A 23,580-nucleotide genomic window follows, 5' to 3' on the forward strand; every position below is an offset into this window, starting at 1 on the left:
CGGGTGATGATCGGCCAGTCCCCGTTCCGCATCTTCCTCGCCCATGCCGTGCTCATCCTCGGCATACTGATCGTCGCCTTTCCGATCTACTACACCTTCGTCGCCTCGACACAGACGCTGCAGACGATCCTAAGGCCGCCGCTGCCATTCTGGCCCGGCGACCAGTTCTGGAACAATTACAGCGAGGCGCTGTTCGGCGGCGTCGGCCGCATCGGCGGTGTCGGTGTCGGCAGGCTGCTCCTCAACACCACGATCATGGCGCTCGGCGTGGCAGTGGGAAAGATCTTCATCTCGATCCTGTCGGCCTACGCGATCGTGTTCTTCCGCTTTCCGCTGCGCATGACCTTCTTCTGGCTGATCTTCATCACCTTGATGCTTCCCGTGGAGGTACGCATCCTGCCGACCTACAAGGTGATGGTCGATCTCGGCATGATCGACACCTACGCCGGCCTGATCATCCCACTGATCGCCTCGGCTACCGCGACGCTGCTGTTTCGACAGTTCTTCATGACCATCCCGGGCGAACTGGTGGAGGCGGCGCGCGTCGATGGCGCCGGGCCATGGCGCTTCTTCTTCGACATCCTGTTGCCGCTGTCGCGCACCAATATCGCGGCGCTGTTCGTGATCCTCTTCATCTACGGCTGGACGCAGTACCTGTGGCCGCTGCTGGTTACCAACAGCAACAACATGAACACCATCGTCATCGCGCTGAGAAAGATGGTCTCCTTCGCCGATGCCGACACCCAATGGCACCTGGTCATGGTCACCGCCATGCTTGCCATCATGCCGCCGATCCTGATCGTTGTGCTGATGCAACGCTGGTTCGTGCGCGGCCTGGTCGAATCCGAAAAGTGAGACGCTGATGGCGACGGTCGATCTGAAAGACGCGAAGAAGGTCTATTCCAGCGGCGTCGAAGCCGTGAAGGGCGTCTCCATCGCCATTCCCGACAAGGAGCTCTGCGTGCTGGTCGGCCCGTCCGGCTGCGGCAAGTCCACGCTGCTCAGGATGATCGCCGGGCTCGAGACCATCTCCTCGGGAACGGTCGCGATCGACGGCAAGATCGTCAATGCCGTTGGCCCGGCCGAGCGTGACATCGCCATGGTGTTCCAGAACTACGCGCTCTATCCGCACATGAAGGTCTACGACAACATGGCCTATGGCTTGCGCAACCGCGGCACGCCCAAGGACGAGATCGACAGCAGGGTCCGCTCGACCGCCAAGGTGCTGGAACTCTCGGCGCTGCTCGACCGGCGCCCGCGCGAACTTTCCGGCGGCCAGCGCCAGCGTGTTGCCATGGGCCGCGCCATCGTGCGCAATCCGAAGGTCTTTCTGTTCGACGAGCCGCTCTCCAATCTCGACGCCAAATTGCGTGGCCAGATGCGGGTCGAGATCAAAAACTTGCAGCGCACGCTTGGCGTCACTTCGATCTATGTCACCCACGACCAGCTCGAGGCGATGACGCTGGCCGACATCCTCGTCGTCATGAATGCCGGCCTGGTCGAGCAGATTGGCGCGCCGCTCGACATCTACGAGGCGCCGGCCTCGACGTTCGTTGCTTCGTTCATCGGGGCGCCCCCAATGAATCTCCTGGCGCTGACCGGAGGCCTCTCGGGCCCGACGCTGGCCGACGGCACGGCGATCGGCTTCGCGCCTGCCGACACAAAAGCCGCGACACTCGGTTTTCGCCCGGAAGACGCCGACGTCACCTTCAATGCAAAGGCACCGTCCGGCGCGCTCGTCCTGCCGGCGACGGTCGAGGCAGTCGAACCGGTCGGTGCCGAAAGTTTTCTCCACTGTGCTGCAGGCGGCGTCCGCATCGTCATGCGTGTCGCCGGCCGCGCCGCCGCCAGGCCGGGCGACCAGTTGCGGGTCGTGGCCAGGGCCGAAAAGCTGCACTGGTTCGATAAGACGGGAAAGCGGGTCGGCTAGGATCTCAACACGCTCTGGTCCGGCCAGGCGGACAGTAGAAGCGTTGTTTCGTGCTGCCAGGGCCGGCTTTTCCACAGGCTGCGGGAGGCACAGCAGAACTGTCACATACCTTCTCTAAGAGAGCAGGCAAGGACTTGCGCAAGCCCCTTGTCAAAGCCACTCAAGAGGGAATGAAATCCATGTCGATCATCAAGCATGGCCTTGCGGCCTTTGCCGCCGGCACACTCGGCGTTGCGTTGGCGCTGCCTGCCGCCGCCGCACCGGTCAAATTCGATTTCTGGTTCGGCCTTTCGGGCGATCTCGCCCGCGTCGTCGATACGCTGTGCAAGAACTTCAACGCATCGCAATCCGACTATGAAGTCGTCTGCACCAGCCAGGGCAACTATGATGCCACGCTGCAGAACACCATCGCTGCCTTCCGTGCCGGCAAGCAGCCCACCGTCGTGCAGGTCTACGATGTCGGCACCGCCACCATGATGCTGTCGGGCGCCTATTATCCGGCCGACAAGCTGATGGAGGAGAACGGCTACAAGATCGACTACAGCGACTATTTCCCCGGCATCGCGCGCTACTATGCGACGTCGAAGGGGGAGATGCTGTCCTTCCCGTTCAACTCCTCGACGGCGCTGATGTACTGGAACAAGGACGCCTTCGCCAAGATCGGCAAGACAGAAGCTCCGAAGACCTGGGAAGAGGTTGGCGCCGACCTTCAGGCAATGAAGGATGCCGGCTACGAGTGTCCGATGGCGATCAACATCTCCGCCAACGAAAGCTGGCAGCTGATGGAACAGTTCTCCGCCATCCACAATCAGCCGATCGCCACGAAGAGCAACGGTTATGACGGTCTCGACGCCCGCCTCGCGGTCAACAAGACCAAATTCGTCCAGTATGTCGGCGACCTCAAGAAATGGTATGACGCCGGCCTGATCAAGATCAAGTCCAAGGATCTCGGCCAGGATATGGTCCAGGCCTTCGCCTCCGGCACCTGCCAGGTCATCCTGACCTCGGTCGGCGACCACGGAACGGTCGGCAAGACCCACAAGGAAGGCATGAACTGGGACGTCGCCGAGCTCCCGGTCTATGCCGGCACCGAGCGCAAGAATTCCCTGGTCGGCGGTGCCTCGCTCTGGGTTCTCTCGGGCAAGCCGGCGGAGGAATACAAGGGCGCTGCCGCATTCCTCAACTTCATCCACGATCCCAAGACTGCCCTGTTCTGGTCGACCAACACCGGCTACATCCCGGTGGCGAAGTCCGGTTTCGACTACATGAAGTCCAACGGCTTCTACGACAAGGCGCCCTACAAGGGCCGTGAGACCGCGATCGCCAGCCTCACCGCTTCGGAGCCGACCGAAATCACCCGCGGCATCCGGCTTGGCAATTTCACCCAGATCCGCGCCGAGTTCGGCACCCAGATGCAGGCGATCTTCGCCAACAAGGTCAGCGTCCAGGACGGCCTCGATACGCTGGTCAAAAACGGCGACGCGATCCTCGACCGCTTCCAGCAGACCTATCCCAACAAGACGCTGCCCTAATCGTCAGGATCATCAGGCCGCCCGCCGATTGCCGGCGGGCGGCCGTTCCATATCTCAACGGCGTCGCGGATCGATGGAAAAACGCGTTACCTTCAGCAGATGGACGGTCGGCATCCTGTTTGCGGTGCCGCAGATGCTGCTGATCTTCACATTCTTCTACTGGCCGGCTGGCCAGGCGGTCTACTGGTCGCTGACGTTGCAGCAGCCATGGGGCGGCGGCAACATCTGGGTCGGTCTCGACAATTTCCGTTCGATCCTTGCTAGCGCGGATTACTGGAACTCGATCACCGCTAGCCTGGCCTTTGCCGCGATCAGCACCGGGCTGGCAATGGTCATCGCGCTGGTGCTCGCTGCGCTGACCGACCGGCAGCTTGCCGGCTCGCGCTTCTACCGTGTCGTGCTGATCTGGCCCTACGGCATCGCCGCACCGGCGCTGGCGCTCGCCTTCCGCTTCATCCTGGCCCCCGAAGCCGGCTTCATGGCCGTCGTCAATCGGGCATGGCCGGGGTTCTGGGATCCAGGCCTCGACGGCGCCGACGCGATGGCCTCCATCATCGCCGCCTTTTCCTGGAAATATGTCGGCTACAATTTCATCTTCTTCCTCGCTGCCTTCCAGGCCATCCCGCGCTCATTGATCGAGGCCTCGGCCATGGACGGTGCCGGCGTGGTCAGGCGGTTCCGGGACATCCAGTTCCCGCTGATCACGCCGACGATCTTTTTCCTGCTCGTCATCAACATCACCGAAAGCTTCCAGGATTCCTTCGGTATCGTCGACATCATGACCAGCGGTGGCCCAGCCAACGCGACCAACCTGATGGTCTACAAGATCTATTCCGACGGCTTCAAAGGCCTGGATTATTCGGGCGCCGCAGCGCAGAGCATCATCCTGATGATGCTCATCGTGGTGCTCACCATCTTCCAGTTCCGCTTTATCGAGCGGCGCGTGCACTATCGGTGAGGCGGTGATGGTAGAGCGGACGCCGATCCTCAACTTCGTCACCCACCTCGTGCTGTTCATCGGCTTCATGCTGGCAGTCGCGCCTTTCGTGATCGTCGCCATCGCGGCGTCGCACAATCTGAAGGAGGTCAATGACGTGCCGATGCCGCTGCTGCCCGGCGGCGACTTCTGGGCCAACATCAAGACGGCATGGATCACGGCCGGTCTTGGCCCTAAGCTGCTCAACAGCTTCATCTTTGCCGCCGGCGTCGCGGCGGGCAAGGTGATCATCTCGGCGCTCACCGCCTTCTCGATCGTCTATTTCCGCTATCCCGGACGTACCCTCATCTTCTGGCTGATCTTCATCACGCTGATGCTGCCGCTGGAAGTACGCATCGTGCCGACCTATGCGGTGGCGGCCAATGTGCTGTCGCCCTACCAGGCGATCCTCGACGTGACCGGCCTGAGCTGGCTGATCGAGAAAATATCGGGCGTGCAGGTTTCGTTGAGCCTCGGCCTGCTCAACTCCTATACCGGGCTCATCCTCCCGCTGATCGCCACCGCGACCGGTACTTTCCTCTACCGGCAATTCTTCCTGACCGTGCCGGACGAGCTGACCGAGGCGGCGCGCATGGATGGCGCCGGCGCGCTGCGCTTCTTCATCGACATCCTGCTGCCGCTGTCGCGCACCAACATGGCGGCGCTCGGAACCATCATGTTCCTGTGGGCTTGGAACCAGTATCTGTGGCCGCTGCTGGTCACCACCGATCCGGCCCACGCGACGGCCGTCACCGAACTGAAGCAGCTCATCCCGAACGTCGGCGGCATTCCCGAATGGAACATCGCCATGGCCGGCACGCTGATCGTCATGCTGCCGCCGCTGGTCGTCGTCGTGGCGATGCAGCGCTGGTTCGTGCGCGGCCTGATCGCCACCGAAAAGTGATTTCACGACTTCACAAGGAGACGGCCCGATGGCCTCCATCACCATTCGCGACGTCAGGAAAAGCTATGCCAGATCGCAGGTTGTGCACGGCGTCGACCTCGACATCGCGTCGGGCGAGTTCGTCGTCATTCTCGGACCCTCCGGCTGCGGCAAGTCCACGCTGCTCAGGATGATCGCCGGGCTGGAAGAGATTTCCGGCGGCGAGATCGCCATCGACGGCACCGTCGTCAACCGGCTGGAACCGCGCGAGCGCGGCTGCGCAATGGTGTTCCAGAACTATGCGCTCTATCCGCATATGAGCGTGGCGCAGAATATCGGCTATTCGCTGAAAGTGGCGGGTGTTGCGAGCGCCGAGCGCACGGAGCGCATCCGAGCTGTTGCCCGCATCCTGGAGCTGGAGCCGCTGCTCGAGCGCAAGCCGGCGGCCCTGTCGGGCGGACAGCGCCAGCGCGTTGCCATGGGACGCGCCATGATCCGCGAACCGAAGGTCTTTCTGTTCGACGAGCCGCTCTCCAATCTCGACGCCAAGCTGCGCGTCCAGATGCGCTCCGAAATCCGCAAGCTGCACCGGCGGCTGAACGCAACCTCGGTGTTCGTCACGCACGACCAGGTCGAGGCGATGACGCTCGCCGACCGGCTGGTGGTCATGAATGGCGGCCGCGTCGAACAGGTCGGCACGCCAGGCGAGATCTACAGCCGCCCGGCGAGCCGTTTCGTGGCGACCTTCGTCGGCGCGCCGGCGATGAACATCCTTGAGGGCGTGGTCGCGCTCGACGGCCTGTCGCTGCTTGGCGGCAGCCGGCGCCTGGCCATCTCGCGAGCCGGCCTGCCGGTCGGTACAGAGGTCGCGGCAGGCATCCGGCCGGAGGCTGTCCGTCTGGTCGCACCCGGTACGCGGGGCGCGCTCGACGCAACCGTCGATCTCGTCGAGGAATTGGGCGCCGGACGGGTCGTCTATGTCGATCTCGACGGCGCATCGTTTTCCGTAGTGACGTCGGAGACCGTCCATCCCTTGCCCGGCACCGCGGTCGGCCTGCAGTTTTCACAGGCAGACATGCATTTCTTCTCGTCGGAGACGGGTGCCCGTCTCGATGTCTTCAAGGCTTCAGTGCCGGTGCCCGCGCTCTAATTTGCAGTCACCCGTAACCGGGACTATCACCATGCTGGCCGTGAGCAGGCAGCGCAATCTTCTTTTGAGAAATTTTGAGAAAGCGAAGAACAGGTCGCGGAATGAAAATCATCCAGGTCACAGATATCCATCTCGGCCACCAGGGCGAGCTCCGCTTCGGTGCGAACCTGCATGAGCGGCTTGCCCGCTGCGTCGAGCACATCAATGCCAACCACGCCGATGCCGCCCTTTGTGTTTTCACCGGTGATTTGACCGAAACCGGAGAAGCCGACTGCTACGCCGATCTCAAGGCGGCTTTGTCGGCGCTGTTGGTACCCTATCGGCTGCTGCCGGGAAATCACGACAGGCGGGCGAATCTAATCGCGGCGTTTCCCGAATGCGCCGATGACGAGAGCGGCTTCGTGCAATCGGTGCACGACACGGACGAAGGATCGTTGCTGTTCCTCGACACCTTGGCTGAAGGACGCGTCACCGGAGAGTTGTGCGAAAGGCGGCTTGCCTGGCTCGATGCCCGGCTCAGCGAAGCGGCGGGTCGTCCGGCCCTGATCTTCATGCATCATCCACCGGTCGCGCTTGGCCTTGCCGAGCTCGACCCACTCGGCCTTGAGCAGCCCGCGCGGTTCCTGGGGCTGCTAAAACACCATGGAAACATCAGCGGCATTTTCTTCGGGCATGTCCACCGCGATGTTGCGGGCACGATCGCCGGAATACCGTTCTTTGCGCAGCGCGGTCTGCATGCCAGGTTCGCACTTGATTTCAATCATCCCGGCGCCACCGTCGAGCAGGCGCCGCCCTCCTACGCGATCATCCTCATCGACCGCGCCGCCAAGCGGGTGATCGTGCATGGTTGCGATTTTCTCGAACAATGGCCGGCCTATTCGGCGGAGACGGGCGAAATCCTCACATCGGACGCCCGCCGCGGCTGAAGACATCGACGCACCGGGAAGCGAGCCGGCGCGCAATAACACTCAGGCGAACACATGCGCCTTTCCCGACACCGTCAGCCGGACGATCTCACCGACGGAAGGCGTATCCATGCCGGGCTTGCGCAGCACCAGTGGGGTGTTGCCGATCGCCGCGGCGTCCGGTGGATCGGGACTGTTCAGGAGCCGCACCGCGATGGTGCACATCGAGCCGGCAAACTCGGATTCCGTCACTTCGCCGAACAGCATCTCCGGCGTCCCCGACATGCCCTCGCGGGATGTCCTTTTCAGCAGTACCTGCTCCGGCCGCAGCATGATGCGGGCGACATCGCGCCGCTCGCTGGTATCGACGGCGATGCGGCCGAGCGGCGTGATGGCAAAGCCATCAGCGATCCTTGCCGGCAGGATTATGGCGTCGCCGAGGAACTCGGCGATCATCCTGTCTCTCGGCTGGAAATAGAGCTCGCGCGGCGTGCCGACCTGCGAGAATATGCCGTCACGCATCACCGCCACCTGGCTGGCGAAGGACAGCGCCTCGGCCTGGTCGTGCGTGACCAGGATCGTCGTGATGCCGGCGGTTTCGAGCAATTCGGCGACCGCCTTGCGCATCGAGGCGCGCAAGCCGGTGTCGAGCGCCGAGAACGGCTCGTCGAGCAGCATCAGCCGTGGCTTCATGGCCATGGCGCGGGCCAGCGCCACGCGCTGCTGCTGGCCGCCGGAGAGCTCGTGCGGGCGGCGTTTCAGGATCGCCTTCTCCAATCCGACGATGTAGGCCAGTTCGACGATGCGCTCGATGCGCTTGTACTCATGGCGGTGCATGCCGAAGCCGATATTGTCGGCGATGGTCAGATGCGGAAACAGGGCGCCGTCCTGCGCCACCAGGCCAATGCCGCGGCGATGCGCGGGCACGGCGTTGCCGCCATTGGCCAGCACCTGGCCGTCGAGCACGATGCGGCCCTGATCCGGCGCCTCGAAGCCGGCGATCAGCCGCAGCAAGGTGGTCTTGCCACAGCCGGACGGTCCGACGATCGCCGTGCGGCTGCCGCTCACGACGCTGAGATCGACACCTGCAAGTGCGGCAACCGGGCCGTAGTGCTTGTGCAGGCCGCTGATCTCGAGAAAGCTCATCGTCCTGCCATCCGCTTCGACTGGACATAGAGCAGCCATGTCAGGGGCAGCGACATCGCCACCATGATCAAGGCGTAAGGCGCGGCCGAAGCATAGTCGATCTCGCCGCTATAGGACCAGAACGCCATCGCCAGGGTACGGGTGCCGTTTGGCGCCAGCATCTGCGTGGCGGTCAGCTCGTTCATGATGCCGAGAGCCACCAGCGCCATGCCAGCAGCGGCACCCGGTGCCGAGAGGCGGATCGTCGTCGACCACAGTGCCTTTAGCGGCGATCGGCCGAGGCTGCCAGCGGCGCGTTCAAGCTCGACCGGCGCCTGTGCGATCGAAGCCCGCAGGCTGATCAGGGCACGCGGCAGGAACATCAGGGCATAGGCGACCAGGATGGTGAACAGCGTCTGGTAAAGCGGCAAGGCGATGCGCACGGTGATGGTGACCAGCGCCAGGGCTGTGACAACGCCGGGCAGCGCGCCGACGATGTAGTTGCAGCCCTCCAGAAGGCGCTGCAGCGGCCCCGGCGCCCGGATCGAGATCCATGCCATCGGCATGGCGGCGACGGTAGCGAGCAATGCGCCGGCGAGCGCCAGGAACAACGTTTGGCCAAGCGCCAGGCCGATCTCGTCGAACCGCCAGACATCAGCGCCGCCGGCCAGAAGCCAGCGGCTGATGGTGACAAATGGCACGCCGAGCGCAAGCAGCGTGATGACGGCGGGCAGCAGCAGGCAAGGGATTGTGGCGCGGCCGAGCTCGGTCCGCTGCTGCTGGCGCGCGGCGCCCGAGCCGACACGCGCATAGCGCTCCTCGCCGCGCACAAGCACTTCCAGCCCGAGCAGCACGAAGCAGCACGTCACCAGCACGGCGGCCAGCATATTGGCGGCCGGTCCGTTGAAGGTTGACTGGAACTGGTCAACGATCGCCGTGGTGAAGGTGTCGAAGCGAATGAAGACGTAGAGGCCGTATTCGGCAAGCAGATGCAAGCCGACCAGCAGCGAGCCGCCGCAGATGGCGAGCCTGAGCTGTGGCAGCACGACACGTCGAAAGACATTCCACGGGCCGAGGCCGAGGGCCGCCGCGGCGTCCTCGAGGGCAGGATCGAGCCGGCGCAGCGCCGCCGCGATCGGCAGATAGAGGAACGGGAAATAGGCGATGACGGAAACCAGGACGCCGGCCCACAGGCCATGCAGTCCAGGCACCAGGCTGATCCAGGCATAGCTGTGCACGAAGGCAGGGATTGCGAGCGGTGCCACCGACAGCCATGCCCATAGGCGGCCGCCCGGCAGGTCGCTGCGCTCGGTCAGCCAGGCCAGCGCCACCGACAGCACGATGCAGATCGGAACGGCCAACGCGACCAAAAGGACAGTGTCGACCAGGAGGTCGCCGACGCGCGGACGGAAGATCAGTGCCGATACGGTCTCCCAGCCGGTCTGCACGGCAACCCAGACGATGAAGGCGAGCGGCAGCAGCGCAAACAGCGAGACGAAGGCAGCGGCAAGCAAGATCCAGGACATCGATTGCTGGCGCAGCCATCCCCCAGCCGTGATCTCGGCTGGCAAGCCAGAACGCACAAGATCGGCCGAAGATTGCATCAGCTCGGACGTTGCGCCGCTGCCGCCCTATCGCGGAAACGATCGACGGGCCGATTAATGTGGCAAGTACTGTAGCTTCTCGTCATTGGCGGATGCCATCTTGAAAAACAGAGCGCTCCTGCGGAAGCGAATTCCCGCAGGAGCGCAGTCGGTTGCCCTTTTAGGACGAATGCCGGTTAAAGCAAGCCGGCTGCGGTCATCAGGTCGGTCACTTTCTTCGAGTTCAGCGCCGTCGGGTCGACCTTGGGCGCCTGCAGGTCGGCCAGCGGCACCAGCTTCGGGTTGGATTCGGCACCCTTGCCGACCGCATATTCAAAGGAGGTGCCGTTCTTCAGCACATCCTGGCCGCCCTTGCCGGTCACCCATTTCAGGAAGGCTTGGGCCTCCTTCGGGTGCTTGCTCGAAGCCAGCACGCCGCCACCGGAGATCGAGACGAAGGCACCCGGATCCTGGTTCTTGAAATAATGCAGTCCGACGTTCTTGCTGTTCTCGCCGGTCTTGGCCTGATCACCGAAATAATAATAGTGATAGATCACGCCGCCTTCGATCTCGCCGGCATTGACCGCCTTCATCACCGTGCTGTTGCCCTTGTAAGCGGTGAAGTTCTGCTTCATCGCCTTCAGCCAGTCCGCCGTGGCAGCCTCGCCCTTGAGCTGCAAAAGCGCGCTGACGATCGCCTGGAAGTCGGCGCCGGAGGGCGAGGCGGCCCAGCGGCCCTTCCAGCTCGGATCGGCCAGATCAAGCAGCGACTTGGGCAACTGGTCGGCGCTAAGCTTGGTCTTGTTGTAGGCAAAGACGGTGCTGCGCGCGGCGACGCCGACCCATTTGCCGCTGGCCGGCTGGAAATCCTGCGGCACCTGCGCCAGTGTGTCGGTGTCGACCGGTGCAAACAGGCCCGCCGCCTCGACCAGAGCCATGGCCGGCGAATTTTCTGTCAGGAACACGTCAGCCGGCGAGGCAGCGCCTTCGGCGACTATCTCATTCGAGAAATCGCTGTCGCCGCCGTTGCGCAGGGTGACCTTGATGCCCGTTTCCTTGGTGAAGCCTTCAGCCCATTCCTTGGTTAGGTTCTCGTGCTGGGCGTTGTAGACGACGATGTCGGCGTCCTCGGCTGTCGCCGGGCCGGCGAGCAGGCTGATCGCCAGCGCAGTGGCGCCGGCAATGGTGGAAAGAGCATATTTCATGGGCGTCGTCCTCGATCTTGGCGGTCTGGTTTTGGCACGGCTGCAACTACCAATACATGACACTGATAGTCAACATTCGTGGCCTGCTTCAATCGGTCGCCGGGTGCAAACTTTCGTGATTTACCGGTACTTTGGCTTGGACATTATTTCGCCGGCCACGTAACAAACCATCGCCGAGGCGCGAACATCGGGGGAGTGAACTCTTGTGACCGGCAAGAACGAGGCCGAACTCTCCCGGCTGCTCAGGGCCGCAATTGCGGGAGACGAAAGGGCTTACGCAGACTTTCTGCACCGGACGGCCGCTCTCGTTCGCGGCCTTGCCCGGCGCAAGATCGTGCAGGGCGGGATCGACCCCGAGGATGTCGTGCAGGAAACCTTGCTGGCCATTCATGTGAAGCGGCATACTTGGCGCGACGAGGCGCCGGTGCTGCCGTGGATCTATGCCATAGCACGCTTCAAGCTGATCGATGCCTTCCGGCGGCGCGGGCGGCGCGTCGAGATCGAGATCGACGAGATCGCTGAAACCTTCGCCGAGCCTGAAGCCGAAACCGTCAGCGACCGCGACATCAGCCGGGTGCTGGATAGCCTGCCGCCGGCGCAACGTTCCGTGGTCTCGGCAGTGTCGGTCGAAGGTCGCTCCATCGGCGAGACGGCGACGAGGTTCGGCATCAGCGAGACGGCGGTGCGGGTGTCGCTGCATCGCGGGCTTGCCGCCATTGCCAGACGATTTGGGCGGGAATGACATGAGGACCGACGATCTCATCAAGGCGCTCGACGCCGATGCCCGCAGCAAGGCGATGCCGTTGCGCTCCGCCTGGCGGATGGCTGCCGGCGCGGCGGCGGTGATCGCGGCCGTGGTCTTCCTGCTGACGATCGGCCCGCGTCCCGATATAGCGGCTGCCATGCACACGGTGCGCTTCCTGTCCAAATTCGTCTTCACGATCGTGCTTGCGGCAAGCGCCTTCGCCTTGATCCGATCGCTTTCGACACCCGGCGCATCGACCGGCAGGGCGGCGACCTGGATGATCGCCGCGCCATTGCTGGTGGCCGTGGCGGTGGTTCTGGAACTTTTCGCCGTGCCGTCGACCGACTGGGGCAGGCGTCTGGTCGGCACCAACATGGTCATCTGCCTGACGTTCATCCCGCTGATCGGCATCGGTCCGCTGGCGGTCTTTCTCGCGGTATTGCGCTATGGCGCGCCGACGCGGCCGGTGCTCGCCGGCGCGGTCGCGGGCCTGCTCGCCGGCGGGCTGTCGGCGACCTTCTATGCCGCGCACTGCTTCGACGATTCGCCGCTTTTCGTCGCCACCTGGTACACGATCGCCATCGTTATCCTTGCCGCGCTCGGCGCGCTCGGCGGGCGGCTTTTCGTGCGCTGGTAGCCGGCGGCCGACAATAGATACCGATCCTTAATCATGCCGGCAATTGTTTGCCGGTTAGCGGTGTCGCCGGCGTCCCGGTGCAATGTTTTCTTAAAATCGATCCCTCAGGGTTTTTGCCGGGACGTGCAATTGCGCATGGGGTTACGCATTGTGACGTGGTGGAAATTGAGAGGCCTGGGGGCCGATAGACACACGGCGCTGGCATTGCTGGTGGTTAGCCTTGTCGCGGCTGCGTCGTCGTTCCTGTTGTCGCGGCTTGATATCAGCACCGAAGCCCTGAAACTTTGCCTTCAGGTATCGGTCGCCATGGTTGCGGGCGCGTTTTTCCTGGCTGCCCTGTTCGTTCGCCGGATCATGGACGATCGCCGCCAGATCGCCGAGAGCGAGCAGCGCTTTCGCCGCGCCATGGAGGATTCGGCGATCGGTGTCGCCATCGTCGGCCTTGACGGGCGCATCCTGCAGACCAATTCCGCCTTCGCCGCCATGCTCGGCTATACGCGCGAGGAGATCGAGGCGCTGACCTTCTATCAGATCACGCATCCCGACGACCTGCAGATCGGCAGGGACACGATGGCGAGCCTGAAGGAAGGCAAGATCAGCTCTTTCCGCTTCGAAAAGCGTTATCTCAGGAAAGACGGGACCGCTGTCTGGGCCCAGCTTGCCGGCTCCGTCATCCGTGACGAAGACAGCGCCCGTCCGCTTTACCTCGTCTCCCAGATCGAGGATATCGACGCGCGCAAGCAATCTGAGGCGCGCATAACCGAAGCCGAAACCCGCTGGAATTTCGCGCTGGCCAGCGCCGGTCAGGGCGTCTGGGACTTCGATATGCGCAAGGGCGGCACGACCTATTCCGCCACCTGGGTGCAGATGCTGGGTTATGCGGATGGCGAACTGGATGGCGACCCAGATCGCTGGCTGACATTGATCCATCCGGACGATCGCAAGGTCGTCGCCGAGGCCGATCGCGCCCATCTGGACGGCAAGACGCCGTTTTTCGAGGCTGAATTCAGGATGCGCCACAAGGATGGCCGCTGGATCTGGATCCTCGACCGCGGCAAGGCCATCGAGCACGACAGCGAAGGGCGCCTGATCAGGGCCATCGGCAGCCTGACCGACATCACCCAGCGCAAGCAGGCCGAGGAACGCCTCATCGTATCCGCGGCGATGCTGGCCGATGAAAAGGAGCGACTTCGGGTTACGCTGCAATCGATCGGCGACGCCGTCATCTGCACGGATGCCGCAAACCGCATCACCTTCATGAATCCGGTCGCTGAAAAGCTGACCGGCGTCGCGGGCAACGAGGCGCTGGGCAAGACGCTTGGCCATGTCTACTGGGCGGTCGACGAGGAAACGGGGCAACGGATCGGCATGGCGCGGCCTTCGATCGTAGGCCCTGGTCCTGCCGACCAGAACAGCCGCGCCGTTCTCATCCGGCGTGATGAGACGCGATGCAGTATCCGCCAGGTGGTGTCGCCGATCATCAACGAGCGCAATGAATTCGGCGGACTGGTCATCGTCTTCCAGGACTTTACCGATGCGCGCGCCCTGCAACGCCAACTCGCCTACGCAGCCGCCCATGATGTGCTCACTGGCCTTGCCAATCGATCGAGCTTCATCCGCACCATGGAGGAACTGGTCGATCAGAGTCGCAAGGCCGGCACGGCAAGCTCGGCCGGGGCCGCCGAGCACCAGTTCATGTTCGTCGACCTCGACCACTTCAAGCTGGTCAACGATACCGGCGGCCACGCTGCCGGCGATGCCCTGCTCAAGCGGGTCGCCGACGCGATTCGTGGTGTCCTTGGTCCGGAGGACATCGTCGCCCGGCTTGGAGGCGACGAATTCGCCATCATCATGAGGTCAGGTTCGACCGCCAGCGCCAACCGTGCCGCGCAATCCATCATCAATGCGATCCGCGGCCTCGATTTCAGTTGGGATGGCCGGCCGCATTCGGTCGGCGCCAGCATCGGGCTGACGCCGATCCATGCCGGCTGCGGCGAAGCCGACGAGATCATCGCGCGGGCCGACGCCGCCTGCTATGCAGCCAAGGCTGCCGGCCGTGGATGCGTTTCGGTCGCGCCGGAGAAAAACGGCAGCAGCGCCAAGCCGCTTGCCGCGGCATCGTAAGGAAGCGCCGCCCGCTCCTGTTTGATCATGCGTTAACGTGTCGGAACGGGATGCTCGCCGCGATAATCGTAGAAGCCGCGCCCGGTCTTGCGGCCGAGCCAGCCGGCCTCGACATATTTCACCAGCAGCGGGCAGGGCCGGTATTTCGAATCCGACAGGCCGTCATGCAGCACCTGCATGATCGACAGGCAGGTATCCAGCCCGATGAAATCGGCAAGCTGCAGCGGTCCCATCGGGTGGTTGGCACCGAGCTTCATGGCGGTGTCGATCGCATCGACCGTGCCGACGCCCTCGTAGAGCGTATAGATCGCCTCGTTGATCATCGGCAAAAGGATGCGATTGACGATGAAGGCCGGAAAATCCTCCGAGACGGTGATCGTCTTGTCGAGACGATTCACATAGGCCTTTGCCGTCTCGAAGGTCCGGTCCTCGGTGGCGATGCCGCGCACCAGTTCGACCAGCTTCATCACCGGAACCGGATTCATGAAATGGATGCCGATGAAACGTTCCGGCCTGTCGGTCTGCGAGGCCAGGCGGGTGATCGAGATCGACGACGTGTTGGTTGCCAGGATCGCTTCGGGGTTGAGCAGCGGGCAAAGCTGCGCGTAGATCTTGCGCTTGACCGTCTCGTCCTCGGTCGCCGCTTCGACCACCAGATCGGCACCGGCAAGGTCGGCCATGGCGGGAGCGGCCGAAATGCGCGCCATCGCGTCGTTGCGGACCTTCTCCTCGAGCTTGCCGGATCCGACTTGCCGGGCCATGTTGCCGCTGATGGTGGCGATGCCCTTCTCGATGCGCTCGGCCGAGATATCGTAGATCAGGACCTTGTATCCTGAAAGCGCGGAGACGTGGGCGATGCCACCGCCCATCTGGCCCGCGCCGATGATGCCGATCGTCTCGATCTTGCTCATTACACCGATCCCGTCGAAAAGGCCCTTTTGCGGCCTGCTTTTTGTGCGGTGCAAACTAAAAGGGTGGGGCAGCTTCGTCTACCCCACCCTTCACAATTTAATACGCTTCGGCGGATAGCGTCAAAGCGCGTTTTGCAGTTCCGGCAGGATGACGAAGAGGTCGCCGACGAGGCCGTAGTCGGCGACCTGGAAGATCGGCGCCTCCTCGTCCTTGTTGATGGCGACGATGACCTTCGAATCCTTCATGCCGGCAAGGTGCTGGATGGCGCCGGAAATGCCGACGGCGATGTAGAGATCGGGGGCGACGACCTTGCCGGTCTGGCCGACCTGCCAGTCGTTCGGCGCATAGCCGGCATCAACGGCGGCGCGGGAAGCGCCGACCGCAGCACCGAGCTTGTCGGCGACCGGCAGGATGACCTCCTGGAACTTCTCCGAGGAACCCAGCGCGCGGCCGCCCGAGATGATGATCTTGGCCGAGGTCAGCTCCGGACGATCGGTCTCGGACAGCTTGTTCTCGATGAAGCTCGACAGGCCGGGATTGGCCGCAGCCTGAACCGTCTCGACAGGTGCCGAACCGCCTTCGGGTGCCGCCTGAAAGGAAGCGGTGCGCACCGTGACCACCTTCTTGGCGTCGCTCGACTGCACCGTCTGGATGGCGTTGCCGGCATAGATCGGCCGCTTGAAGGTATCAGGCGAGATGACTTCGATGATTTCCGACACCTGCGCGACATCGAGCAGGGCGGCCACGCGGGGCGCGACGTTTTTGCCCGACGAGGTCGCCGGCGCGATGATCGTGTCATAGGCGCCGGCCAGAGAGATGACGAGCGCGGCCAGCGGTTCGGCGAGGCGTTCGGCGAGTTCGTCGGCTTCGGCGAGCAGCACCTTGCTGACACCCTTGAGCTTGGCGGCGGCATCGGCAGCGCCCTTGGCGCCCTTGCCGGCAACCAGCACATGCACGTCCGAGCCGATCTGCAGCGCCGCCGACAGCGCCTTGGCGGTCTGGTCGGAAAGGGTTGCGTTGTCGTGTTCGGCAATCAGAAGAATAGCCATTGATGATATTCCTGACTTTCGTTTTCGAGGCTCCCTGAAATCCGGTCAGACCGAGTCGAAAACGGTTGGTTTCGAGAACCGGAGCGGAGCGTACTTCAGTACGTCGCCTCGGCGAGCGGAGAAACCGGCCGTTTGCAGGCCGGCCTCATCGGATTTCCTTAGAGCACGCCGGCTTCGTTCTTCAGCTTGTCGATCAGTTCGGCGACGCTCTTGACCTTGACGCCGGCCTTGCGGCCGCTGGGCTCCTCGGTCTTGATCACCTTCAGCCGCGGCTTGACGTCGGCGCCATAGTCGGCAGGCGATTTCTCGTCGAGCGGCTTCTTCTTGGCCTTCATGATGTTGGGCAGCGAGGCGTAGCGCGGCTGGTTGAGGCGAAGGTCGGCCGTCACGATCGCCGGCATCTTCAGTTCCACCGTCTGCAGGCCGCCATCGACCTCGCGCGTCACCGTGGCCTTGTCACCATCGAGCACGATCTTGGAGGCGAAGGTGCCCTGTGCCCAGCCGAGCAGTGCGGCCAGCATCTGGCCGGTCTGGTTCGAATCATCATCGATCGCCTGCTTGCCGAGGATGACGAGGCCGGGCTTCTCGGCCTCGACCACGCCCTTCAGCACCTTGGCGACGCCCAGCGGCTCGGTCTGCTCGTCGGTCTTGACCAGGATGGCGCGGTCGGCGCCCATGGCGAGTGCGGTGCGCAGCGTCTCCTGCGCCTGTTGCGGGCCGATCGAGACAACGATGATCTCTTCCGCCTTGCCGGCCTCCTTCAGCCGGATCGCCTCTTCCACCGCGATCTCGTCGAATGGGTTCATCGCCATCTTGACGTTGGCGAGTTCAACCGCCGAACCGTCAGCCTTCACCCGAACCTTGACGTTCGCATCCACAACCCGCTTCACGGGCACAAGGATTTTCATTTGCCTGTCACCTCTTCAAGATAGCCGCCACTTTCAAGATAATCGGGCGCGCTATAGCAGCGCGCGCCTCTGCAGAGTTGTCGAAAGCCGACATTCCAGACGGAATTCTGGCCGGACGGAATTCTGGTCTCCAACCGTCTGGTGGTGGCGCTTCCGTAGTTGCGGCAACCCTGCGCGTCAATATCCGTGACAGACTCAAATCGGTTCAGTCCGGACCCGAAGCTGTTCCCCGGCCCCAGCGCGGCGCCGGCTGGGCAGGCGGCAGGTCGCTTGCGACCGGTTCTGCCGGGACAGGTGTCTGATCGGCTGCCACCTCCGGCTCTCCGTCTGCGCCGGCAAGCAGCGGCACGCCACGGCTGCGCAGGACAAGCACCAGCACGGCCCCGGTGATGATGCCGCCGATATGGCAGGCCCAGGAAACCTGATCCTCGCCGCCGGCTGCGAACATCACGACCTGGAATAAGATCCACAGAATGAGCGGGATGAAGGCCGGGATGCGCAGCGGAATGCGGACAAAGGCGAGCACCCAAACCTTCACCCGCGGATAAAGGATCAGATAGGCGGCGACCACGCCGGCAATGGCGCCTGAGGCGCCAATCAGCGGTACCTGCGAATCCCACGCGACCAAGCCCTGGAAGAAGGCGCCGCCGACGGCGCAAAGCAGGTAGAAGACGAGATAGCGGACATGGCCGAGCGCGTCCTCGACATTGTCGCCGAACACCCACAGGAACAGCATGTTGCCGCCAAGGTGGAAAATATCGGCATGCAGGAAGGAATAGGTCAGGTAGCTCAGGCTTTCCGGGATGACGACAAACTCGGGTGCCAGTTCCACGGTGTCGTGGACGACGGACGGGATGAAGCCGAGGCCGAGCACCGCGGCGTTGGAGAACTGCTCGCCGCCGAGCGCGGTGGCGAAGTAGATGAGCGTGTTCAGCGCGATCAGGCCGATTGTCACATATTGCAGCCTGATGTGGCGCAGCCTGTTGGTGTCGTATAGCGGGATGAACATTAGGTCCTGACCTGGCCTCTCCCGCCCCTGGCAAAGAATTCAGCGGTTCTTGCCGGGAATCCATAACACGTCGGCGTTTCCATTGTCATTGACCGCGCGGGCGGCGACGAACAGAAAGTCCGATACGCGGTTGATGTACTTTATCGCCTCGCGGTTGACATGCTCGCGCGGGTCTTGTGCCAGCGCCACCATGATGCGCTCGGCCCGCCGCGCCACCGTGCGGGCGAGGTGAAGGGCGGCGGCTGCCGGCGTGCCACCGTTCAGCACGAAGGATTTCAGCGGCTGCAGGTCCTTGTTGAGGAGGTCGATATCCTTTTCGATGCGGTCGGTCTGCGAGGCGACGATGCGCAGCGGCTCGTAGCCGAGTGGCTTGCCGTCGTCGGGCACGGCCAGATCGGCGCCGAGGTCGAAAAGATCGTTCTGGATGCGGCCGAGCATTGCGTCGATCGGCGGATGGGTTGTCGCGGTGTGGATGCGAGCCATGCCGATGCAGGCGTTGGCTTCGTCGACCGTGCCATAGGCTTCGACGCGCAAATCGGATTTCAGGCGGCGTTCGCCGGTGCCGAGCCCGGTGGTGCCGTCATCGCCGGTGCGGGTGTAGATCTTGTTGAGCTTGACCATGCTCAGCCTCCCGAAATCGCCGATCAGTCACTTGCGAGTCAAATACACCACCAGCATGATCAGCACCAACGCCACGAACTGCAGCAGCACGCGCGTCTGCATCAATTTGTTCGATGTCATGGCGGAGCCGCCGCGCATCATGTTGATGAGGCCGCGGACCAGCACGACCACCACGGCAAACATGACGAGGACGGTGAGGACTTTGAAGGCGGTTGTTGCCATGATGTGTTCCAGTTCGGTTGCGTTCAGGCGCTTCTGGCGAGCAGGCGGTAGAGCACCGATGCCGGCAGAATGCGTTTGAGGATGACGCCGATCCTTGCCGGCACCGTTACCACATAGTGCGGGCGCGGGCGCCGCGACAGAAGCGCATGGCGCAAGGCGGCGTGAACCACCTCCGGCCCGGACTTCAGCCGTGACTTGCTGCCGCCGGCCTGCAGCCGTTCCAGTTGCGCCTCGTAGTCGAGGCGGTGGACGGAATTCTCATGGTCGATGTTTTTCAAGAACCAGAACAGCCCATTGCTGGCGATCTTCGACCTTACCGGCCCCGGCTCGATCAGGGAAACATGGATACCGCTGCCCTGTAGTTCCTGCTGCATGCACAGCATCAGGCCTTCGATCGCGTGCTTGGATGCCGAATAGGCGCCGCGAAAGCGAACCGGTGTCAGTCCGAGGATCGAGGAGCAATGGACGAGGCGGCCATGACCCTGGCGACGCATTACCGGCACGATGCGGCGGGTGAGATCATGCCAGCCGAAGACATTTGCCTCGAATTGCTCCCTGAGTGCCGCCACCGGGAGGTCTTCCACCGCGCCAGCTTGAGCGTAGGCGCCGTTGTTGAACAACGCGTCGAGCCGCCCGCCGGTCCGCTCCAGCACCGAGGTCACCAGCGCCTCGATCGATTGGGGCTCGCGGTAGTCGAGATAGAAAGTCTCGATGCCGTCGGCCTCGAGCGCGGCGATGTCGGCCGGCTTGCGCGCCGTCGCGAACACGCGCCAGCCTTCCATCTTCAGCGCCCGGGCGCAATAGGCGCCTATGCCGGAAGAGGCGCCGGTAACGATGATGGTGCGCAACGCTTTCGCGGGCGGGATCGTTGGTTGACCTAGGGTTGCCATTTGCCGCAATCCCTTCCCATATTCGTGGCGTCGAGACAATCGAAGGAAACGCGGTTCTCAATGCGCAAGATCGTCGCCGTGCGCCGCGTGCTTTATGACGCGCTTGGCCATTTCAATACGGACGACGGCTGGGCGATGGCCAGTCATCTGGCGATCACCTCGCTGATGGCGATTTTCCCGTTTCTGATCTTTGCTACGACGCTGGCCAGCTTTTTCGGCGCGCAGGCTTTCGCCGACACGGCCGTGCACCTCGTCTTCGACACCTGGCCGGAGCAGATCGCCAAGCCGATCGCGCGCGAAGTGCTCAACGTGCTTACCGTCCGGCGCACCGACCTACTGACCTATGGCGTCGTGCTTGCCGCTTTCTTCGCCTCGAATGGCATCGAGGCGCTGCGCATCTCGCTCAACCGCGCCTACCGCGTCACCGAAACGCGCGGCATCATCTACCGCCGGGTGCAGAGCATCATATTCGTGCTGATCGCCACTGCAGGCTTCCTGGCAATCAGCGTGCTGCTGGTGTTCGCCCCGCTGCTGGCGCGGCTGGCCGAGGCCCATTTCGAGTGGATAAAGCCCTATATGGGCACGATCACGCTATGGCGTTACATTATCGCCTCGGCCGTCATCGTCGGCGGGCTGTTCGCGGTGCATTTCTGGCTGCCGGCGGGCAAGCGCAGCTTCGGCTCGATCGTGCCCGGCATCGTCTTCACGCTGGCGGCGTGGCTCATCGGCTCTACTATCTTCGCCACCTATCTGGACCATTTCTCGTCTTATGTGACGACCTATGCTGGTCTTGCCTCGATCATGGTCGCAGTCGTCTTCCTCTACATCGTCTCGGCGATCTTCATCCTCGGCGGCGAGCTCAACGCTGCGATCAGCCGCTATCTGGAGGCGCGTGCCCGCGTCGGCTGAGCGGTAGCCAGACCGACGCCAAGCGTCGCGATCGCCATGCCGGCAATCTGCACAAGGTTGAGCTGTTCGCCGAACAGCGCCCAGGCGATGACCGCGGTGACGGCCGGAACCAGATAGAACAGCGAGGCGACCTTCGACATCTCGCCATCCCGGATCATCACCATCAAAAGGAAGATGGCGCCGATCGACAGCACCAGCACCAGCCATGCCATGGCGAAGATCAGTTCACCGTTGATGGTGGCCGTGCGCGTCTCGAAGGCGAGCGAGGCCAATGCCATCAGCGATGCGCCGCCGACATACTGCCACATGGTCGCCGCCACGAGATCGCCGGTGGAGGCGAAGCGCTTCTGCCAGATGGTGCCGGCACTCATGCCCAGCACCGAGACAAGCGAGGCGGTCAACGTCTCGGCCGTCACGCCGCCGCCGAGCGCTCCGAGCTTCGGCCAAAGCACGACGACCACACCGGCAAGCCCAATCGCGAGACCGGCCCAATGGCGCGGCAGGATGGCCTCGCTGAGAAACTTGCCGGCGAGCACTGCCGTGATCAGCGGCTGCAGGCCGACGATCAGGGCCGAAAGCCCGGCAGGCATGCCGCGGTGGATCGCCCAGAACACACCGCCGAGATAGACGCCATGCATCAGCATGCCGGCACAGGTTGCATGAAGCGCCTCCGTTCTGCTGGCTCTGCCGGAGCCAAGCACGACCGTCAAAGCAGCCAGCAAGACGGCGGCCAGCACGAAGCGCGCAGCCAGGAAGGTGAACGGCTCCGCCCATGGCATGGCATAACGCGCGCCGATGAAGCCGGTCGCCCACAGGACGACGAAAGAGGCGGGGATGAGCCGCTTGATGCTGTGCATTTTCCGGAAGCTGCCGCGTGTTCGATGAAGCGTTTATTCGCTGAAGAGACAATTACGGCGATTGCTCTAATGCCGTTCAATCCGGCAAGCAAAACGAAACGATTGATCCATAAGCTCACTCGAATTGAATGGGGTGGCGTCACGGGACATGGCGTTTCGGCTCTCGCGGAGCAGGCATGCTGTTGCATCTCGACACAAGCTGGCTGCTGATGACGGTCGCGACCGTCTTCGTCTTCGGCTTCTTCTTCGGCACGGCGCTCGACGCCATCATGAAGGAGGACGGCTTCGGCTCGACCGGCAACACGCTGCTGTTCACGGCCGGCTTCTTCGTGGCGGTAATGGTCGCGAATGCCTACGGCATCAGCCTGAAGGACCTCAAGCTGGCGGTCGCCTGGGGGCTTGGCGGCGCGTTCATATTCATCAGCCTGCTGGCGCTGCTCAAGGCTGGCCTGGCCCGCTGGTGATTAGAATCCGGCTAGCCGCCTCGCGTCTTCCGGCGATGCGCCTGCCTGCCTGAGAGCGGCAAGACCAGTGTCTTTAAAACTTTTCGACAGCTTTCGTCCGTCCGGTCCGAGGACGAGGCGATGGTGGAAGTAGGCTGGCTGCTCGAGGCCGAGGAGGCGCTGAAGCAGGCGCTGTACGCTGGTCGCGGAAAACAGGTCCTGGCCCCGCACGACATGGCTGACGCCCTGCAGCGCATCGTCGACAACGACGGCGAGGTGATAGCTGGTCGGGATATCGCGGCGCGCCACGATCACATCGCCCCAGTCTTGCGGCCGGGCTTCGATGCGCCGCGTCGCCGAAAGCGTCTCATCGGTGAATTCGGTCCATGACAGATCCTTGCCGGCACGTGCCACCGCAGCACCAATGTCGAGCCGCCAGGCGAAGGGTGCATTCTCGGCGATCCGCCGCTTGCGTTCCCTGGTCGGCAATACCTTGTCAGCGGCGGGATAGAGCGGCACGCCGTCAGGATCCCGCGGCCAGTCGCGGCCGCGCCTTTCGCTGTCGGCAATGAAGGCGCGTATCTCGCCTCGGCTCATGAAGGCCGGATAGACGAGCTCTTCCTTGATCAGCTGATCGAGCACCGTCTGGTAATCGGCGAAATGCTCGGACTGACGGCGCACCGGTTCTTCCCAGTCCAGCCCGAGCCACTTCAGGTCGCGAAAGATGCCGGCCTCGAATTCCGGCGTGCAGCGCGTCGTGTCGATATCCTCGATGCGCAGCAACAGTCGGCCGCCCGTCGCTCTGGCCAATTTTTGATTGAGCAGCGCCGAATAGGCGTGGCCGAGATGCAGTTCGCCATTCGGGCTTGGCGCGAAGCGGAATGTCAGGAGCGTCATCCTTCGGGCGGTAATCAGGTTGCGGCGCTTTCGCCAATTGCTACTTTGCGCGCGCAATGCCGCGCGTC

Annotated in this window: 24 protein-coding genes; 12 read left to right on the forward strand and 12 right to left on the reverse strand. The window is 63.3% G+C overall.

The annotated features are described in order from the left end of the window. The first annotated feature begins 6 nt into the window (after positions 1–6). From ugpE to EN859_RS05930, 7 genes are all read left to right on the forward strand, one after another. Positions 7–855: a sn-glycerol-3-phosphate ABC transporter permease UgpE gene (gene ugpE / locus EN859_RS05900; RefSeq protein ID WP_127852476.1), complete on the forward strand. Its 849-nt coding sequence runs from the start codon at positions 7–9 to the stop codon at positions 853–855. Positions 856–862: 7 nt separating this feature from the next. After that, a complete protein-coding gene (locus EN859_RS05905; RefSeq protein WP_127852475.1) occupies positions 863–1,930 on the forward strand; it encodes a sn-glycerol-3-phosphate import ATP-binding protein UgpC in 1,068 nt (355 codons plus the stop codon). A gap of 179 nt (positions 1,931–2,109) precedes the next feature. After that, positions 2,110–3,462, forward strand: a complete 1,353-nt coding sequence (locus EN859_RS05910) for an extracellular solute-binding protein (RefSeq protein ID WP_127852474.1) — start codon at positions 2,110–2,112, stop codon at positions 3,460–3,462. Between the two features lie 73 nt (positions 3,463–3,535). Next, a complete protein-coding gene (locus tag EN859_RS05915) occupies positions 3,536–4,420 on the forward strand; it encodes an ABC transporter permease subunit (RefSeq protein WP_127852473.1) in 885 nt (294 codons plus the stop codon). Between the two features lie 7 nt (positions 4,421–4,427). Beyond that, positions 4,428–5,342 carry an ABC transporter permease subunit gene (locus tag EN859_RS05920; RefSeq protein ID WP_127852472.1) on the forward strand — a complete coding sequence of 305 codons (915 nt, stop codon included), beginning with the start codon at positions 4,428–4,430 and terminating at the stop codon, positions 5,340–5,342. Between the two features lie 28 nt (positions 5,343–5,370). After that, the gene (ugpC, locus tag EN859_RS05925) at positions 5,371–6,471 is read left to right on the forward strand and encodes a sn-glycerol-3-phosphate ABC transporter ATP-binding protein UgpC (protein ID WP_127852471.1); all 1,101 of its coding nucleotides are present in this window, start codon (positions 5,371–5,373) and stop codon (positions 6,469–6,471) included. Between the two features lie 101 nt (positions 6,472–6,572). Next, positions 6,573–7,397: a phosphodiesterase gene (locus tag EN859_RS05930; RefSeq protein WP_127852470.1), complete on the forward strand. Its 825-nt coding sequence runs from the start codon at positions 6,573–6,575 to the stop codon at positions 7,395–7,397. 42 nt (positions 7,398–7,439) lie between these two features. On the opposite strand, the gene EN859_RS05935 is transcribed toward EN859_RS05930, so the two are convergent. The 3 genes from EN859_RS05935 to EN859_RS05945 form a co-directional block, all read right to left on the reverse strand. Further along, positions 7,440–8,522: an ABC transporter ATP-binding protein gene (locus EN859_RS05935; protein WP_127852469.1), complete on the reverse strand. Its 1,083-nt coding sequence runs from the start codon at positions 8,520–8,522 to the stop codon at positions 7,440–7,442. Next, positions 8,519–10,105 (reverse strand): iron ABC transporter permease, encoded by a 1,587-nt coding sequence (locus tag EN859_RS05940; protein WP_127852468.1) that lies wholly within the window; start codon positions 10,103–10,105, stop codon positions 8,519–8,521. Before EN859_RS05940 ends, EN859_RS05935 begins: the two co-directional genes overlap by 4 nt. 176 nt (positions 10,106–10,281) lie before the next feature. After that, positions 10,282–11,289, reverse strand: a complete 1,008-nt coding sequence (locus tag EN859_RS05945) for an iron ABC transporter substrate-binding protein (RefSeq protein WP_127852467.1) — start codon at positions 11,287–11,289, stop codon at positions 10,282–10,284. Between the two features lie 205 nt (positions 11,290–11,494). On the opposite strand from EN859_RS05945, the gene EN859_RS05950 reads away from it, so the two are divergent. The 3 genes from EN859_RS05950 to EN859_RS05960 all read left to right on the forward strand — a co-directional run bounded on the left by EN859_RS05950 (position 11,495) and on the right by EN859_RS05960 (position 14,795). Continuing rightward, complete coding sequence (locus tag EN859_RS05950; protein WP_127852466.1) at positions 11,495–12,031, forward strand: sigma-70 family RNA polymerase sigma factor; 537 nt, start codon at positions 11,495–11,497, stop codon at positions 12,029–12,031. A 1-nt stretch (position 12,032) separates the two neighbouring features. After that, positions 12,033–12,671 carry an NrsF family protein gene (locus EN859_RS05955; RefSeq protein ID WP_127852465.1) on the forward strand — a complete coding sequence of 213 codons (639 nt, stop codon included), beginning with the start codon at positions 12,033–12,035 and terminating at the stop codon, positions 12,669–12,671. Between the two features lie 135 nt (positions 12,672–12,806). Next, the gene (locus EN859_RS05960; RefSeq protein ID WP_127852464.1) at positions 12,807–14,795 is read left to right on the forward strand and encodes a PAS domain S-box protein; all 1,989 of its coding nucleotides are present in this window, start codon (positions 12,807–12,809) and stop codon (positions 14,793–14,795) included. Between the two features lie 32 nt (positions 14,796–14,827). On the opposite strand, the gene EN859_RS05965 is transcribed toward EN859_RS05960, so the two are convergent. From EN859_RS05965 to EN859_RS05995, 7 genes are all read right to left on the reverse strand, one after another. Then, positions 14,828–15,706: a 3-hydroxybutyryl-CoA dehydrogenase gene (locus EN859_RS05965; RefSeq protein WP_127852463.1), complete on the reverse strand. Its 879-nt coding sequence runs from the start codon at positions 15,704–15,706 to the stop codon at positions 14,828–14,830. 120 nt (positions 15,707–15,826) lie between these two features. Beyond that, on the reverse strand, positions 15,827–16,756 hold the full coding sequence (locus EN859_RS05970) for an electron transfer flavoprotein subunit alpha/FixB family protein (protein ID WP_127852462.1): 930 nt from the start codon (positions 16,754–16,756) through the stop codon (positions 15,827–15,829). Positions 16,757–16,914: 158 nt separating this feature from the next. After that, entirely contained in the window at positions 16,915–17,664 is a 750-nt protein-coding gene (locus EN859_RS05975) for an electron transfer flavoprotein subunit beta/FixA family protein (protein WP_127852461.1), read from the reverse strand. Positions 17,665–17,869: 205 nt separating this feature from the next. Continuing rightward, positions 17,870–18,673 carry a rhomboid family intramembrane serine protease gene (locus EN859_RS05980; protein WP_127852460.1) on the reverse strand — a complete coding sequence of 268 codons (804 nt, stop codon included), beginning with the start codon at positions 18,671–18,673 and terminating at the stop codon, positions 17,870–17,872. Between the two features lie 39 nt (positions 18,674–18,712). Beyond that, positions 18,713–19,294 (reverse strand): cob(I)yrinic acid a,c-diamide adenosyltransferase, encoded by a 582-nt coding sequence (locus EN859_RS05985; RefSeq protein ID WP_127852459.1) that lies wholly within the window; start codon positions 19,292–19,294, stop codon positions 18,713–18,715. 27 nt (positions 19,295–19,321) lie between these two features. After that, positions 19,322–19,516, reverse strand: a complete 195-nt coding sequence (locus EN859_RS05990) for a twin transmembrane helix small protein (protein ID WP_127852458.1) — start codon at positions 19,514–19,516, stop codon at positions 19,322–19,324. 23 nt (positions 19,517–19,539) lie between these two features. Continuing rightward, the gene (locus EN859_RS05995; RefSeq protein WP_127852457.1) at positions 19,540–20,406 is read right to left on the reverse strand and encodes an SDR family oxidoreductase; all 867 of its coding nucleotides are present in this window, start codon (positions 20,404–20,406) and stop codon (positions 19,540–19,542) included. 60 nt (positions 20,407–20,466) lie between these two features. Here EN859_RS05995 and EN859_RS06000 point away from each other — a divergent pair, with 60 nt between their 5' ends. Next, positions 20,467–21,315 (forward strand): YihY/virulence factor BrkB family protein, encoded by an 849-nt coding sequence (locus EN859_RS06000; protein ID WP_127852456.1) that lies wholly within the window; start codon positions 20,467–20,469, stop codon positions 21,313–21,315. On the opposite strand, the gene EN859_RS06005 is transcribed toward EN859_RS06000, so the two are convergent. Continuing rightward, positions 21,285–22,172, reverse strand: coding sequence for a DMT family transporter (locus EN859_RS06005; protein WP_127852455.1), 888 nt, complete (start codon positions 22,170–22,172; stop codon positions 21,285–21,287). The genes EN859_RS06000 and EN859_RS06005 overlap by 31 nt on opposite strands. 176 nt (positions 22,173–22,348) lie before the next feature. Between EN859_RS06005 and EN859_RS06010 the strand changes: the two genes are divergently transcribed. Next, positions 22,349–22,636 carry a hypothetical protein gene (locus EN859_RS06010; protein ID WP_127852454.1) on the forward strand — a complete coding sequence of 96 codons (288 nt, stop codon included), beginning with the start codon at positions 22,349–22,351 and terminating at the stop codon, positions 22,634–22,636. Here the strand turns inward: EN859_RS06010 and gluQRS are convergent, their stop codons facing one another. Continuing rightward, positions 22,637–23,512 carry a tRNA glutamyl-Q(34) synthetase GluQRS gene (gluQRS, locus tag EN859_RS06015; protein WP_127852453.1) on the reverse strand — a complete coding sequence of 292 codons (876 nt, stop codon included), beginning with the start codon at positions 23,510–23,512 and terminating at the stop codon, positions 22,637–22,639. Positions 23,513–23,580: the final 68 nt, after the last annotated feature.

This window comes from Mesorhizobium sp. M00.F.Ca.ET.216.01.1.1 (assembly GCF_004010325.2).
In the GTDB taxonomy this organism is placed as follows: domain Bacteria; phylum Pseudomonadota; class Alphaproteobacteria; order Rhizobiales; family Rhizobiaceae; genus Mesorhizobium.

What these genes read in the sequence shown, in the direction of transcription:
- ugpE (WP_127852476.1), top strand. Translation starts at nt 7, where the DNA reads ATGATCGGCCAGTCCCCGTTCCGCATCTTCCTCGCCCATGCCGTGCTC.
- EN859_RS05905 (WP_127852475.1), top strand. Translation starts at nt 863, where the DNA reads ATGGCGACGGTCGATCTGAAAGACGCGAAGAAGGTCTATTCCAGCGGC.
- EN859_RS05910 (WP_127852474.1), top strand. Translation starts at nt 2,110, where the DNA reads ATGTCGATCATCAAGCATGGCCTTGCGGCCTTTGCCGCCGGCACACTC.
- EN859_RS05915 (WP_127852473.1), top strand. Translation starts at nt 3,536, where the DNA reads ATGGAAAAACGCGTTACCTTCAGCAGATGGACGGTCGGCATCCTGTTT.
- EN859_RS05920 (WP_127852472.1), top strand. Translation starts at nt 4,428, where the DNA reads ATGGTAGAGCGGACGCCGATCCTCAACTTCGTCACCCACCTCGTGCTG.
- ugpC (WP_127852471.1), top strand. Translation starts at nt 5,371, where the DNA reads ATGGCCTCCATCACCATTCGCGACGTCAGGAAAAGCTATGCCAGATCG.
- EN859_RS05930 (WP_127852470.1), top strand. Translation starts at nt 6,573, where the DNA reads ATGAAAATCATCCAGGTCACAGATATCCATCTCGGCCACCAGGGCGAG.
- EN859_RS05935 (WP_127852469.1), bottom strand. Translation starts at nt 8,522, where the DNA reads ATGAGCTTTCTCGAGATCAGCGGCCTGCACAAGCACTACGGCCCGGTT.
- EN859_RS05940 (WP_127852468.1), bottom strand. Translation starts at nt 10,105, where the DNA reads ATGCAATCTTCGGCCGATCTTGTGCGTTCTGGCTTGCCAGCCGAGATC.
- EN859_RS05945 (WP_127852467.1), bottom strand. Translation starts at nt 11,289, where the DNA reads ATGAAATATGCTCTTTCCACCATTGCCGGCGCCACTGCGCTGGCGATC.
- EN859_RS05955 (WP_127852465.1), top strand. Translation starts at nt 12,033, where the DNA reads ATGAGGACCGACGATCTCATCAAGGCGCTCGACGCCGATGCCCGCAGC.
- EN859_RS05960 (WP_127852464.1), top strand. Translation starts at nt 12,807, where the DNA reads ATGGGGTTACGCATTGTGACGTGGTGGAAATTGAGAGGCCTGGGGGCC.
- EN859_RS05965 (WP_127852463.1), bottom strand. Translation starts at nt 15,706, where the DNA reads ATGAGCAAGATCGAGACGATCGGCATCATCGGCGCGGGCCAGATGGGC.
- EN859_RS05970 (WP_127852462.1), bottom strand. Translation starts at nt 16,756, where the DNA reads ATGGCTATTCTTCTGATTGCCGAACACGACAACGCAACCCTTTCCGAC.
- EN859_RS05975 (WP_127852461.1), bottom strand. Translation starts at nt 17,664, where the DNA reads ATGAAAATCCTTGTGCCCGTGAAGCGGGTTGTGGATGCGAACGTCAAG.
- EN859_RS05980 (WP_127852460.1), bottom strand. Translation starts at nt 18,673, where the DNA reads ATGTTCATCCCGCTATACGACACCAACAGGCTGCGCCACATCAGGCTG.
- EN859_RS05985 (WP_127852459.1), bottom strand. Translation starts at nt 19,294, where the DNA reads ATGGTCAAGCTCAACAAGATCTACACCCGCACCGGCGATGACGGCACC.
- EN859_RS05990 (WP_127852458.1), bottom strand. Translation starts at nt 19,516, where the DNA reads ATGGCAACAACCGCCTTCAAAGTCCTCACCGTCCTCGTCATGTTTGCC.
- EN859_RS05995 (WP_127852457.1), bottom strand. Translation starts at nt 20,406, where the DNA reads ATGGCAACCCTAGGTCAACCAACGATCCCGCCCGCGAAAGCGTTGCGC.
- EN859_RS06000 (WP_127852456.1), top strand. Translation starts at nt 20,467, where the DNA reads ATGCGCAAGATCGTCGCCGTGCGCCGCGTGCTTTATGACGCGCTTGGC.
- EN859_RS06005 (WP_127852455.1), bottom strand. Translation starts at nt 22,172, where the DNA reads ATGCACAGCATCAAGCGGCTCATCCCCGCCTCTTTCGTCGTCCTGTGG.
- EN859_RS06010 (WP_127852454.1), top strand. Translation starts at nt 22,349, where the DNA reads ATGCTGTTGCATCTCGACACAAGCTGGCTGCTGATGACGGTCGCGACC.
- gluQRS (WP_127852453.1), bottom strand. Translation starts at nt 23,512, where the DNA reads ATGACGCTCCTGACATTCCGCTTCGCGCCAAGCCCGAATGGCGAACTG.